11 protein-coding genes are annotated in these 12,809 nt (G+C 38.8%); all 11 read left to right on the forward strand.

The genetic code is table 11. From position 1 onward, the window contains the following. Positions 1-187: 187 nt before the first annotated feature. The gene (trxB, locus tag HZR21_RS03280; protein WP_040526150.1) at positions 188-1,111 is read left to right on the forward strand and encodes a thioredoxin-disulfide reductase; all 924 of its coding nucleotides are present in this window, start codon (positions 188-190) and stop codon (positions 1,109-1,111) included. A 196-nt stretch (positions 1,112-1,307) separates the two neighbouring features. Continuing rightward, positions 1,308-1,544 (forward strand): preprotein translocase subunit SecG, encoded by a 237-nt coding sequence (secG, locus tag HZR21_RS03285; protein ID WP_031365773.1) that lies wholly within the window; start codon positions 1,308-1,310, stop codon positions 1,542-1,544. Positions 1,545-1,751: 207 nt separating this feature from the next. Beyond that, positions 1,752-4,055, forward strand: coding sequence for a ribonuclease R (gene rnr, locus HZR21_RS03290; protein WP_180746363.1), 2,304 nt, complete (start codon positions 1,752-1,754; stop codon positions 4,053-4,055). A 13-nt stretch (positions 4,056-4,068) separates the two neighbouring features. Continuing rightward, the gene (gene smpB, locus HZR21_RS03295) at positions 4,069-4,539 is read left to right on the forward strand and encodes an SsrA-binding protein SmpB (RefSeq protein ID WP_061774454.1); all 471 of its coding nucleotides are present in this window, start codon (positions 4,069-4,071) and stop codon (positions 4,537-4,539) included. Between the two features lie 443 nt (positions 4,540-4,982). After that, complete coding sequence (locus HZR21_RS03300) at positions 4,983-6,152, forward strand: nucleotide sugar dehydrogenase (RefSeq protein WP_180746365.1); 1,170 nt, start codon at positions 4,983-4,985, stop codon at positions 6,150-6,152. Between the two features lie 36 nt (positions 6,153-6,188). Then, positions 6,189-7,382 carry a glycosyltransferase gene (locus HZR21_RS03305; protein ID WP_180746367.1) on the forward strand — a complete coding sequence of 398 codons (1,194 nt, stop codon included), beginning with the start codon at positions 6,189-6,191 and terminating at the stop codon, positions 7,380-7,382. Positions 7,383-7,648: 266 nt separating this feature from the next. After that, positions 7,649-8,716, forward strand: coding sequence for a FecCD family ABC transporter permease (locus HZR21_RS03310; protein ID WP_180746369.1), 1,068 nt, complete (start codon positions 7,649-7,651; stop codon positions 8,714-8,716). A gap of 2 nt (positions 8,717-8,718) precedes the next feature. Then, complete coding sequence (locus tag HZR21_RS03315) at positions 8,719-9,480, forward strand: ABC transporter ATP-binding protein (protein ID WP_003137769.1); 762 nt, start codon at positions 8,719-8,721, stop codon at positions 9,478-9,480. A 109-nt stretch (positions 9,481-9,589) separates the two neighbouring features. Beyond that, positions 9,590-10,630 carry an ABC transporter substrate-binding protein gene (locus HZR21_RS03320; protein WP_003137771.1) on the forward strand — a complete coding sequence of 347 codons (1,041 nt, stop codon included), beginning with the start codon at positions 9,590-9,592 and terminating at the stop codon, positions 10,628-10,630. 13 nt (positions 10,631-10,643) lie between these two features. Next, a complete protein-coding gene (locus HZR21_RS03325) occupies positions 10,644-11,657 on the forward strand; it encodes an NAD(P)/FAD-dependent oxidoreductase (RefSeq protein WP_180746371.1) in 1,014 nt (337 codons plus the stop codon). Positions 11,658-11,909: 252 nt separating this feature from the next. Beyond that, the gene (locus tag HZR21_RS03330) at positions 11,910-12,785 is read left to right on the forward strand and encodes a phosphate ABC transporter substrate-binding protein (RefSeq protein ID WP_180746373.1); all 876 of its coding nucleotides are present in this window, start codon (positions 11,910-11,912) and stop codon (positions 12,783-12,785) included. Positions 12,786-12,809: the final 24 nt, after the last annotated feature.

Raw genomic sequence — 12,809 nt, forward strand, 5'->3', positions numbered from 1 at the left:
TCTAACCTTTAACGGTCATTTTTCATGAGGCAATTATTCTTATGTAGGTTATAAAAGTCGTACAATATTTTCATCGGTTAATAAAACGATATACTTGCATATTCAACGTGAGAAATATAGAATGTAATTACCATTTATATTCCTGAAATAATTATTCAAGGAATATCAATAAAAAGTGAGGGAAAAAATGACTTTATATGATACAATCGTCATCGGTGCCGGTCCTGGTGGGATGACAGCAGCGATGTATGCAGCTCGTAGTGAACTCAAAGTATTACTACTTGAACGTGGCGCACCTGGTGGCCAAATGAACAATACAGCTGAAGTAGAAAATTATCCAGGCTTTGATACGATTATGGGGCCTGAATTATCAATGAAAATGTATGAACCACTTGAAGGATTAGGTGTCGAAAATGCTTACGGCATTGTCCAAAATGTGACTGTCAATTCTGAAGGCGTCAAACAAGTCATCACTGAAGATGAAGTTTACGAGGCTAGAACTGTCATTATCGCGACAGGTGCGCAACATCGTCACCTCAATGTTCCTGGTGAAGAAGAGTACGGTGCACGCGGTGTATCTTACTGTGCGGTCTGTGACGGTGCTTTCTTCCGTAACCAAGATATTTTGGTTGTTGGAGGTGGAGATTCAGCCGTAGAAGAAGCGCTATTTCTCACGCGTTTTGGTAGCTCTGTGACGATCTTACATCGTCGTGATGAACTCCGCGCCCAAAAAATCATCCAAGAACGTGCTTATTCAAATGAAAAAATTTCATTCATCTGGGATTCAGCCGTAGAAGAAGTTTTAGGCAATGACATGAAGATTACAGGCGTTCGGATTAAAAATCTTAAAACGGGTGAAATCAGTGAAAAAGAATTTGGTGGCCTGTTTGTCTATATCGGTATTGATCCAATGACAGATACAGTGAAAGATCTGGGGATTACGGATGAGATTGGCTGGATTATAACTGATCAAGGCATGCAAACTAAAGTACCAGGAATCTTCGCAGTGGGAGATGTCCGCCAAAAAGATCTACGTCAAATCACGACAGCAGTCGGAGAAGGTGCACTTGCTGGTCAAGGTGTTTACAAATACATCACGGATAATGCTTGATATAAATGACGAGATAATTTAAAAGAATCGAAAGGTTCTTTTTTTATTTTAAGCAAAGATATGTTTTTTATGTTATAATGACTATATGATGGCTATTTCTAGCATCAGGATTTTAAAGGATGACAGTCATCCGACCTGATTGGGACAGAAATAACCAAATGTTGAATGTAGAAAGTCGGAGAAGATGATAAAAGTTATTTACGATATTTTAATTGCAGTCTTACTTATATTGTCAGCAGTTTTAATTGTGTCAATTATGATTCAACCCTCTAAACAAGACAGCGCTGCAAGTGCCTTTACAGGCGGTGGTGATGAACTATTTGAGCGACGTAAAGCACGAGGCTTTGAAGCCGTGATGCAACGTTTTACTGGTGTGATGATTGGACTTTGGCTGCTTGTTGGTTTTGCACTAGTTGTTTTATCTACCAGATAATGACGGGAATCTCTAAACTTTGTGCTTGAAGGCCGTTTTTCGAGACAGGACAGATGAGGCGATTCTTGCTTTATCTATTGCACCATTGTCAAAACGGTTGAGTCGTGAAGTGTCAGGTACCCTAAAAAAAGGCTGGGATAAACTCTCAGCTTTTTGTGTTATCACAACGAAATATACTGAGTCCTACTCAAAAAATAGAAAGAATATATGAAATTAAGTAAAAAAGTAACTGATTTTTTGGCAAATATGCCATCAAAATCAATCTCGCCAAAAATGTTAGCAACCAATCTAGGTTTAGCTGATAATGCGAGCGATTATAAGCATTTGCTCAAAACAATTGCCCAATTAGAAGAAAACAAAGCTATTGAAGTAACAGCAGCAGGCAATCTTGCCTTGCCGCAACCAGAGGCAGAAGTCCTAGAAGGTACTTTCTCAGCTAACCCTCGTGGTTTTGGTTTCGTTAGAATTGGTGAAAATGAGCCAGATGTTTTTGTTAAGCGTGGTAACACCAAATTTGCCATGAATGAAGACACTGTTGAAGTGAAGATTACGTCACCAGCTAATGCACTCAAAGGCAACGAGGCAGAAGGTAAAGTTGTCGCGATTAAATCTCGTGCTGTGACGAGTTTAGTCGGTGAATTTTACGCTTTTGACCCTGAAGAAAAGAAAAATAGCGGCTCGCTCTTAGGCTACGTTATTAATAAAAATAAGAAAATTCCATTCAGAACGAATATCTCTAAAAAAGGCTTGCACCCAGAAGTCGGTGATATTGTTCGTGTGGATGTTACGCACTATCCTGACCGGGACTTCCCAGAAGTTCTCCAAGGTATCGTAACTGAGATTATCGGTAAAGCAACAGATACAGGGATTGACGTCTTAGAAGTTTTGGAATCACTTGGTATTCCATCTCCATTCCCAGAAGACGTCATCGCTGAAGCTAATGCTGTGCCAGATGAAATTGATGAAAAAGATATCATTGGTCGAGTTGACTACCGTAATGAAATCACCTTCACCATTGATGGTGCAGATGCTAAAGACCTTGACGATGCCGTCCATATCAAAGCACTAGATAACGGTAACATTGAGCTTGGTGTGCATATCGCTGATGTCAGCTACTATGTGACAGAAGGGTCAGCTCTTGATCGTGAGGCGCTCAACCGCGGTACATCAACTTACGTGACAGACCGTGTTGTACCGATGCTACCAGAACGTTTGTCAAATGGTATCTGTTCCCTTAATCCACGTGTGAACCGTTTTACGCAGTCATGTGTTATGGAAATTAATTCAGACGGCCATGTTGTTAACTATCAAATTTCTCAGTCTGTGATTAAAACAACGGAACGTATGACTTACTCTGATGTCAACGAAATGCTCGCTGGCAATCAAGAGTTTTTGGATAAATTTGCTGTAATTGCTGAATCAGTCGAGCAAATGGCGAAACTTCATGAGATTTTGCTTGCCATGCGTGCTCGCCGTGGCTCAATTGACTTTGAAACGCAAGAAGCGAAAATCATCGTTGACAAACTTGGTAAACCAATCGAGATTCAAGTCCGCAAACGTGGGACAGCTGAGATGATGATTGAGTCCTTCATGCTGATTGCTAATGAAACGGTAGCGCGTAGCTTTGCGATACGTGAACTGCCGTTTATCTACCGTGTTCATGAGCATCCAAAAGCAGACAAATTAACCCGTTTTATTGATTTTGCATCAGTATTTGGTATTCCTTTGAAAGGGACACCTGAAAAAATGCAGTCAAAAGACTTGCAAGATTTCATGCTGAAAATTAAAGGTCAACCAGGTGAAATGGTACTCTCAACTATGCTTTTGCGCTCAATGCAACAAGCGCGTTATGATGAAGATAACCTCGGTCATTTCGGTCTAGCTGCGGAATACTATACGCATTTCACTTCTCCGATTCGCCGTTACCCAGACTTACTTGTGCATCGCTTGATTCGTGCTGAAAGCCATCCGACGACTGAAGTCATCGAGCATTTCGAAGAAATCATCCCTGAAGTGGCTAAGCTCACATCGTCTCGCGAACGCCGCGCCATTGATGCTGAACGTGCCGTTGAAGCCATGAAAAAAGCAGAGTACATGGAAAGTTATGTTGGTACTGAGTACGACGTGACAATTTCATCTGTCACACGTTTTGGTTTCTTCGTGTCACTTCCTAATACCATTGAAGGCTTGGTGCACATGTCGACGCTGGGTGATGATTTCTACAACTTTAACGAGCGGGATTTGACCCTCAAAGGAGAGCGTACTGGTAAAGTGTTCCGCATGGGACAGCCTGTTAAAGTCAAATTGGTAAAGGCCGATAAAATCACTGGCGACATCGACTTTGAACATGTCGACAGCGATTTAGACGTCGTTGAAGCTGTTGAAAAACGTAGTAGAGACAGCCGTGGCGGACGTGATTCACGTGATAAACGTCCTGATTGGAAGAAAAATAAAGATAAAGACAAGAAACCTTTTCATAAAAAAGGCGGAAAACCTACTAGAAAAAAATAGGAGGTGTTTGTAAATGGCAAAAGATAAAGTCAAAGATAATGTTGTCGCTCAAAATAAAAAGGCGCATTATGACTATGAGATTACCGAAACATTTGAGGCTGGCATTGTGCTGACTGGTACAGAAATCAAGTCAGTTAGACAAGCTCGAATCAATATCAGAGATGGTTTTGCACGTGTGAGAAATGGCGAAGTTTGGCTGAGTAATGTTCACATTTCACCTTTCGACGAAGGTAATATCTGGAATGTTGACCCGACGCGCAGTCGCAAACTCTTATTGCATAAAAAGCAAATCGCTAAAATTGAAGCTGAAATTTCACAAGCTGGTATGAGTTTTGTGCCTTTACGAGTCTACATTAAAGATGGTTTTGCTAAAGTCCTCATGGGTCTTGCCAAAGGTAAGAAAAATTATGACAAACGCGAGACGATCAAACGCAAGGAACAAAACCGTGACATCGCCAAACAACTGAAAGCCTTTAACCGTTGAGCAATCAACGGTTTTTTTGATGTTCTTTTGATGTACTAAAGTAGAATATGTCCTGTTAGTACAAGCTCATTGTCCTGAAATTACATATGCAATTAAAGTTCATGCTGTTATAATTTAATTATAGCTATGGGATATAAAGTGAGTAAGAAAATAATTTAAGCGCAAAATTATTAGATTTATCGACTGATTGCTATATCTGATTAGCTAGAAGTTACATAAGCAAGTTTCTATCGTCGTCTATGAGGTAGACGATTTTTTTATGCCTCAAAATATCTTGAAATTAGCATCGCATCTATTATTTTGTGAATTTGTTCCTCTTTTTTTGACTTAATACTTCTAAAAAACAAGGAACTTGTCGAAAGATATTATCATATAATGAGCTGTACTGCTTATTTTTATTAATTATAGAAAAGAAAAAAACAAGATTGCGAATCAATGGGAAAATGAGGATATCGGTATTTGGGTTAGGTTATGTTGGTCTAGCGAATTCATTGTTATTAGGTCAGCATGAAGAGGTGGTGGGCTATGATATTGATAGTCACAAGATAACATTATTGGAACAAGGTTGCTCGCCTTTAATAGATGATTACATCGAGTCATTTATTAAAGAGAAACGTTCTAATGTGAGCTATACTAGTGATTTTGAGCAGGCGGTTTTACATGGAGAGTATTTGGTGATTGCAACACCAACAGACTATGATGAATCAACAGATTATTTTAATACATCGTCTATTGAAGAGGTGATTGAAAAAGCAATTCAAATCAAAGCTGATGCGAAGTTCATTATCAAATCTACGATTCCAATCGGCTATGTTGCGACCCTAAAAAAACAATTTCCAAGTGTTCAAACTATTATTTTTTGTCCTGAGTTTTTGAGGGAAGGAACAGCACTGTATGACAATCTTTATCCGTCTAGGATCATCATTGGTGATACAACTGATGCAGCAAAAGAAATAGGTGCTTTATTTTTGAGAAATGTCTGGGATAAGGAAGTGGCTGTGCTATACACGGGTGAAACCGAGGCGGAAGCAATCAAGTTATTTGCCAATACTTACTTAGCCCTTCGTGTCGCTTATTTTAATGAATTGGATACTTTTGCGCAGATAAATGGACTTGAATCTAGACAAATCATTGAAGGAATGGGATTAGATGAGCGCATCGGTTCTCACTATAACAACCCAAGTTTTGGTTATGGTGGCTATTGTTTGCCTAAGGATACCAAGCAGTTAAAACAAAATTATCGTCAAGTCCCTGAGAGATTAATTTCAGCGATTGTTGCATCAAATGATGTTCGAAAAGATTTTGTTGCTGATAAGATTGTGGCGAAAAATCCTAAAACAGTCGGTATTTATCGTTTAAAGATGAAGCATGGTAGCGATAACTTTAGATATAGTGCGATTCAAGATGTTATGACGAGACTAAAATCTAAGGGTGTTGAAATTGTTATTTACGAACCAACTTTGAGTGTGCCAAATTTTAAGGGAAGTCAACTTGTGCATAGTTTAGAAGACTTTAAAAAAGCGGCTGAGATTATAGTTGCCAATCGATGGGATGAAAGTCTGCGCGACGTTGCACATAAAGTGCACACGCACGATGTATTTGTGAGAGATTAAAATATAAAGTCTATCAACTGGATTAATGGAGAGAAGATGTTAAACTTTTTAAGTATATTTTTATTGGTTTATGGTGTGCTTGCTATTTCGCACATTGTATTTCAGATTATTTTATGTCATAGTGACCATAGAAAACAGAACAAGGAAGCATTTAAGGATTTTCATAGTCAATATCAAGCTAGTGTTTCGGTGATAGTGCCTGCCTATAACGAAGTACCACAAATTTTGAAGAATTGTATTGATTCTATTGTGGCACAAAAGATAGCTAACATAGAGATTATTGTTGTGGATGACGGCTCAAAAAATCGTGAAGAATTGATTGAAAAAGTCTATGACACTTATCAATCGAATCAAAATGTTAAAATTTTATTGCCTGAGAAAAACAGAGGCAAGCGTCACTGTCAAAAACTTGGATTTGATATTGCTAAGGGAGATATTATTGTCACAGTGGATTCAGATACCTTACTACATGATGAGGATGCTGTTGAAAAATTAATTCAGCGTTTTGCGAATAAGAAAGTTGGGGCTGTCACTGGTGATGTTCGAGTCGAAAACAAAAATAAAAATATCTTAACACGTCTGATTACGTATCGCTATTGGTCTGCTTTTCACCAAGAGCGAGCGGCTCAAAGCCGCTTTCACGTTGTCATGTGTTGTTCTGGACCATTTTCAGCCTATCGTAAAGAAATAATTGAGGAAGTCAAAGAGAAGTACATTACACAATATTTCTTAGGCGAAAATTGTACCTATGGGGATGACCGTCATTTGACAAATTTGGTTCTTGAGTCAGGCTATGAAGTTGCTTTCCAAAGTGATAGTCAAGTTTATACTTTTGTTCCTGAAACAATTGGTGGGTATATCAAACAGCAAGTGAGATGGAATAAAAGTTTCTATCGTGAGATGCTCTGGACGATTAAGTTTGCACATCAGCATCATTTTTATATGATTTATGATTTGGTCATGCAATTTATCTTACCGTTTATGTTGGTTGTGTCTTTAATCGCTATGATTGGCCAAACAATTTTTTATCAGGATTTCGGACATTTATATCAGTATCTGATTGTTTTGGTTCTGATTGCTATTTTCCGTTCACTGTATGGTATTTATAGAACTAAAGATATTGGATTTTTACTCTTTGTTGTCTATGGTTTTATGCACGTGCTACTTTTATTACCTGTTAGATTCTATGCACTATTAACATTAAAATCGACAAAATGGGGAACGCGATAAATCTCATCTATAACACTATTTTAAAGACACTATTTTAAAAAACAACTTGCTTACGCAAGCTGTTTTTTTGTCATTAAATAAATCGAATTGACAAAATAGTATGACAAAAAAAGTAAAAACATATTTACATTTTGTCGAAAGTCGGGTATACTGAAATAGTTATAAAAAATAATGAGACTGAAAAGCTAGAGATAATATTGCGTATAAATTTGTCATCTGGGATTTGACTAGAGTAGCTTGAAGTCCAAATATATAAGGGGGAAGAAATGTTTACCATCAACAAGAAACGGAAAATACCGATGATTGTATGGGTTGTACTGTTTCTGATGATGATTATCATATCTGTTATCGTTTCGGTCAGCAATGGTCAGGCTGAGATTTCATTTTGGGATGTCGGTCGTATTTTAGTCAACAAGATAAGTCACGGTACAATTGGTGAGATTAAGGATTTACCAATCTCTTCTATCAACATCATCTGGTTTATCCGGATGCCAAGGATTCTATTGGCAATTTTTGTAGGTTTGGGTTTGGCCTTATGTGGTACAGTCATGCAAGCAGTCGTTCAAAATCCGCTGGCTGACCCTTATATCTTAGGGATTTCATCCGGTTCATCTCTTGGCACAACTTTTGCTATTTTGATTGGCTTTGGGTCTGGCTCGATTTTATCTCAGTTTGGCGTTGGCATTGGTGCTTTCGCCGGCGCTATGCTTGCGACTTTATCCGTTCTGATGTTGTCCAATATTGGTGGTCGAATGACAAGTGTCAAGTTGATTTTATCGGGTTCAGTCATTAGCAGCCTATTTGGTTCTATCTCGAACTTAATTGTTTATCTAGCAGGTAACTCTGAAGGGATTAAAACAATTCAGTTCTGGCTGATGGGAAGTCTCGCATCAGCAACTTGGTCTAAATTAGGCATGGTGATTGTGCCCGTTTTACTGGTTTTGGCTTTCTTCTTGACGCAGTCAAGAATCTTAAATGTGATGCTTTTGGGAGATGAGGCAGCGATTACACTAGGCGTTTCACTCGGTAAATACCGCCGAGTCTATATGGCTATGACCTCGCTGATAACAGGACTCATCGTCGCAAATTCAGGTATGATAGGCTTTGTCGGTCTCATCGTGCCACACATTGTACGCGGCTTATTTGGTAGTGACCATAAGGTGACACTGCCGTTAACAGCCGTTTGTGGTGCCTTGTTTATTATTTGGGCGGATTTGATTTCTCGGATTTTGATTCATAATGTGGAACTTCCGATTGGGATTATTACAGCCATGATTGGTGCACCGCTATTTATCTACATTATCATTAAAAAAGGGTACAGTTTTGGGGGCTAAAAATGAAATTATCTATTCAAAATCTTGAGATAGAAGTGGCGCATCAGTCGATTGTGCGTCAGGTTTCCTTAGAGGTACCAGATAAAAAAACGGTCGGTCTCATTGGTGCCAATGGTTCAGGCAAATCGACATTGTTAAGAAGTATTTACAAGAGTATCGCCCCGACACAAGGGACGATTTATATAGATGATATTGATGTTTTGAATTCGCCTAATAAAAAGGTAGCAAAACATCTGGGTGTGGTAGGCCAGTTTAATGAACTGAACTTTGACTTGACAGTTGAGCAGATGGTTCTGTTAGGTAGAACACCTCATAAAAAAATGATGGAGGCAGATAATCTCTATGATTACCAACGCGTACAGGAGGCGCTTTTAAGAACGAATCTGATGAACTACAAAGACAGGAGTTATATCTCCTTGTCTGGTGGGGAAAAGCAGCGGGTGATCCTAGCCAGAACCATTGCCCAAGAGCCTCAAGTTATGATATTGGATGAGCCAACCAACCATCTGGATATTCGCTATCAATTAGAGATTTTGACGGCGGTTCAAAATCTTAATATCACAACCTTTGTTGCACTCCATGACTTGGAGCTGACAGCATCATATTGTGATTACATCTATGCGTTGAAAAATGGTGAAGTCATTGCGCAAGGGACGCCTGAGGCAGTCCTGACAGAAGAATTAATCGCTGAGATTTATCAAGTCAAGTGTCAAATTTATGAAAATCCAATTACGCATCGACTGGGGTTTCATTATTCAATATAGTATAAAGGACTTTGAACGGCAGTAGTTCGCGAATGACTCTGCTTGGACGGAGCGAAAGCCGAGGTCAAGTTTCAAGTCTTCACAAAGTGAAGGCGCAGAAAGGAAGAAAATGAAAAAAATTATAACGGCAACTATTTTAGGTTTATCAGCTTTGACATTAGCTGCTTGTGCTCAAAAAACGACAGAAAAATCAACATCAACGGCAAGTCAATCAGATAAGACGACTTATCCACTGACGATTAAAAACTATCGAAAGAGTGTGGGAAGTGATTCGAAAGCAGACCCAACTTGGCCTGAAAGTACGCAAACATTTACGCATGCACCTAAAAAAGTACTAGCCAATACCCGCCCGATGGCTGAACTTTTACTTCATCTCGGACTTGAAAAATCAATCGCAGGTGTAGGGGCAGTTTTTGGTGAGAAAGATGCGAGCGTTGAAGCCGAATTTGACAAGCTTAAAAATCTAGGTGATAACTATATCCCACAGGAAACAGCTTTATCAGTTGACCCAGACATGGTTTTTGGTCGTGGTGGCTTGTTTGAGAAATCTGAGTGGGGCGTTGGGACAGTTGAGTCATTGAATGAAATGAACATTCCAACTTACATTATGAAGACATCCATCAAAGGTGGCACATTTGATTCGATTTATGGCGATATAGACAATCTTGGTAAAATTTTTAATGTGAAGCCTGCTGCAGATAAATTTAAAGGTGAGTTAAAAGCACGTGAAACGGCTTTGAAAGACAGTCTAAAAGATGTCAAGAAAACACAGACCTTTGCTTACATCCATTCAAATGACCCAGCTGACATCAGTGGTTACTCATTAACTGGTGATACATTCTCTGTTAGTTTGTTCAAAATGTTGAAACTCAAACAAGCCTATGATGTGCCAACAGGTACGGTAAGTATTGAAAAAATCATAGAATCTGACCCAGATATTATCATCATTCCAAAATGGGATGACACAGATAATGCTGAAAAAACTGTAAAAGGTCTTTATAGTAGTGATAAAGTTTCAAACTTAAAAGCGATTAAAAATAAAAAAGTTTACATTTTGAACTATAACTATATGTTTGGTTATAGCTATCAATCGCTCGCAGGATTTGAAGAATTTGCCAAAGTCGTATATCCTGAACTTGCCAAAAAATAGACGAGGTAACCAAATGACAGAAACAAATTATGATGTTGTGACTGTAGGTGGCGGACCATCTGGCCTTTATAGTAGTTTTTCGTGTGGTATCCGTGGTTTAAAAGTTAAGTTACTTGAAGCACGCGCAACACTGGGGGGCAGAATTCCCTTATATCAGGAAAATATCATCTGGGATTTAGGAGGCGCTCAAGGCAAGTTAGCGAGTGATATCGCAAACAATCTACTAGACGCTGCTCAACAATTCTCACCGGATATTGCTTATAATCAACAAGTAAAGCACATCAAAAAAGAAGAAACCGGCTTTACCTTAACGACTCAAAGTGAGCAAGAATACCAAGCAAAAACGGTTATTTTGGCATCATCTTTAGGGATTATTCAGCCTAGAAAGCTGAAAATACCTGATGCCTATGAAAATCTCCATTATCCTGTTAGTGAAGTGATTAACTTCAAGGAGTATACGGGTCAAACTGTCCTTCTCTATGGCAATCCTGAATCCCTGTCTAGCTATGCCATTCTACTCCAACAAGTCGCTAAAGCGGTAATTTTAGTCACGAAAAAAACAGACTTTCCAAATACCGAACATTTTGCGGCAAATGTTACTGCCTTAACGCAAGTTGAGGTAAGCGATTTTACATCGGAAGGAGACCTCATCTCTTCCGTTACCTTATCCGATGGACAGATTATTCCTGTTTCGCAAGTCTTGATTCATCTGGGGATGAAACGGGAAACCAACACAATCACGTTTGAGAATTTTGAATTAGAAACAGTTGACCAACATGGTCATGACTTCATTAAAAATGAAGCAGATACGACAACAAGTATTGAAGGTCTATATGTTGTTGGTGATTTAGGTAGCTATCCTGATAAAAATTATATGCTAGCGTCTTGTATGACAGAAGGCTCAAATGCAGCTAGTCAAGCTGCTCGTTATCTGGATAATACAGCAGAGGCACAACTCATTGTTTCAACACATAATGACGTTTTTAAGACTAAAAACATAGACATGGTTTCGCAATACTTTTCTTGATATTAAAGGACGCCGTTAAGCGTCTTTTTTTACCATTCTTTTACATGATTTTTACAAAAAATCGGCGGAACTTTTACACAAGATTTGGTGGTTCAGCGGTATAATTATTTTTGTAAGGCAATGGTGCCTACAAAAAATAAAAAATAATGACAAACACTAAAAAGAGAAATTAGTTAGCCTAAGCCTATCCAAGTTTGGGCGATGAGCGATTTTGATTTTAGTGGGCGTTAGGTCTTGTAAAGGGAAAAAATCATGAAAAAATCAGTTTTGATCGCAGCAGCAGCTGTTTCACTTTTTGCACTCGCAGCTTGCGGACAAAAATCTTCAGGCACAGCATCTTCTTCATCATCAACAGCTAAGGCAGAAAAAATCACTGTCGCAGGCTCAACAGCCTTGCAGCCTTTGGTAGAAGCTAATGTTGAGAGCTTTACACAAGAGAACACTAACCTACAAATCACTGTTCAAGGTGGTGGCTCAGGTCTTGGTTTATCACAAGTCTCTAGTGGCGCGATTCAGATTGGGAATTCTGACCTTTTCGCGGAAGAAAAAGATGCGAGCTTAGCAGAAAAAGTTAAAGATCATAAAGTTGCTGTTGTAGGTTTTGCGCCAATTGTTAATAAAGACATTAAACTTGAAGGTTTGACAACTGCTCAACTTAAAGATATCTTCTCAGGCAAAGTAAAGAACTGGAAAGAAGTCGGCGGACAAGATCAAGCCATTACAGTTATCAACCGTGCTGAAGGTTCAGGTACACGCTTTAACTTTGAAAAATATGGTCTTGAAAACACACAAGTTGTTAAAGCAAGCGAACAAGATTCATCAGGCGCAGTTGTACAAATGGTCTCACAAACACCAGGTGCGATTAGCTACGTTGCCTTCTCAAATATCAAAGACAGCGTTAAAGCACTTGAACTTGATGGTGTGAAACCAACTGAAAAAAATGTTGCAACAAATGATTGGAAAATCTGGTCTTACGAGCACATGTATACAGAAAAAGGTAACACAACAGATGGTCAAGAAAAATTCATCACTGCTGTAAAAAAAAATAAAGCACTCCTTGAAAAATTAGGTTACCTCTCTATCGAAGATATGAAAGTAACCCGCGATCAAGATGGTAAAATCAAATAAGATAAATCGTTAACATTTCAAATC

This window comes from Pseudolactococcus laudensis (genome assembly GCF_013449735.1).
Classification (GTDB): domain Bacteria; phylum Bacillota; class Bacilli; order Lactobacillales; family Streptococcaceae; genus Pseudolactococcus; species Pseudolactococcus laudensis.

What these genes read in the sequence shown, in the direction of transcription:
- trxB (WP_040526150.1), top strand. Translation starts at nt 188, where the DNA reads ATGACTTTATATGATACAATCGTCATCGGTGCCGGTCCTGGTGGGATG.
- rnr (WP_180746363.1), top strand. Translation starts at nt 1,752, where the DNA reads ATGAAATTAAGTAAAAAAGTAACTGATTTTTTGGCAAATATGCCATCA.
- smpB (WP_061774454.1), top strand. Translation starts at nt 4,069, where the DNA reads ATGGCAAAAGATAAAGTCAAAGATAATGTTGTCGCTCAAAATAAAAAG.
- HZR21_RS03300 (WP_180746365.1), top strand. Translation starts at nt 4,983, where the DNA reads ATGAGGATATCGGTATTTGGGTTAGGTTATGTTGGTCTAGCGAATTCA.
- HZR21_RS03305 (WP_180746367.1), top strand. Translation starts at nt 6,189, where the DNA reads ATGTTAAACTTTTTAAGTATATTTTTATTGGTTTATGGTGTGCTTGCT.
- HZR21_RS03310 (WP_180746369.1), top strand. Translation starts at nt 7,649, where the DNA reads ATGTTTACCATCAACAAGAAACGGAAAATACCGATGATTGTATGGGTT.
- HZR21_RS03315 (WP_003137769.1), top strand. Translation starts at nt 8,719, where the DNA reads ATGAAATTATCTATTCAAAATCTTGAGATAGAAGTGGCGCATCAGTCG.
- HZR21_RS03320 (WP_003137771.1), top strand. Translation starts at nt 9,590, where the DNA reads ATGAAAAAAATTATAACGGCAACTATTTTAGGTTTATCAGCTTTGACA.
- HZR21_RS03325 (WP_180746371.1), top strand. Translation starts at nt 10,644, where the DNA reads ATGACAGAAACAAATTATGATGTTGTGACTGTAGGTGGCGGACCATCT.
- HZR21_RS03330 (WP_180746373.1), top strand. Translation starts at nt 11,910, where the DNA reads ATGAAAAAATCAGTTTTGATCGCAGCAGCAGCTGTTTCACTTTTTGCA.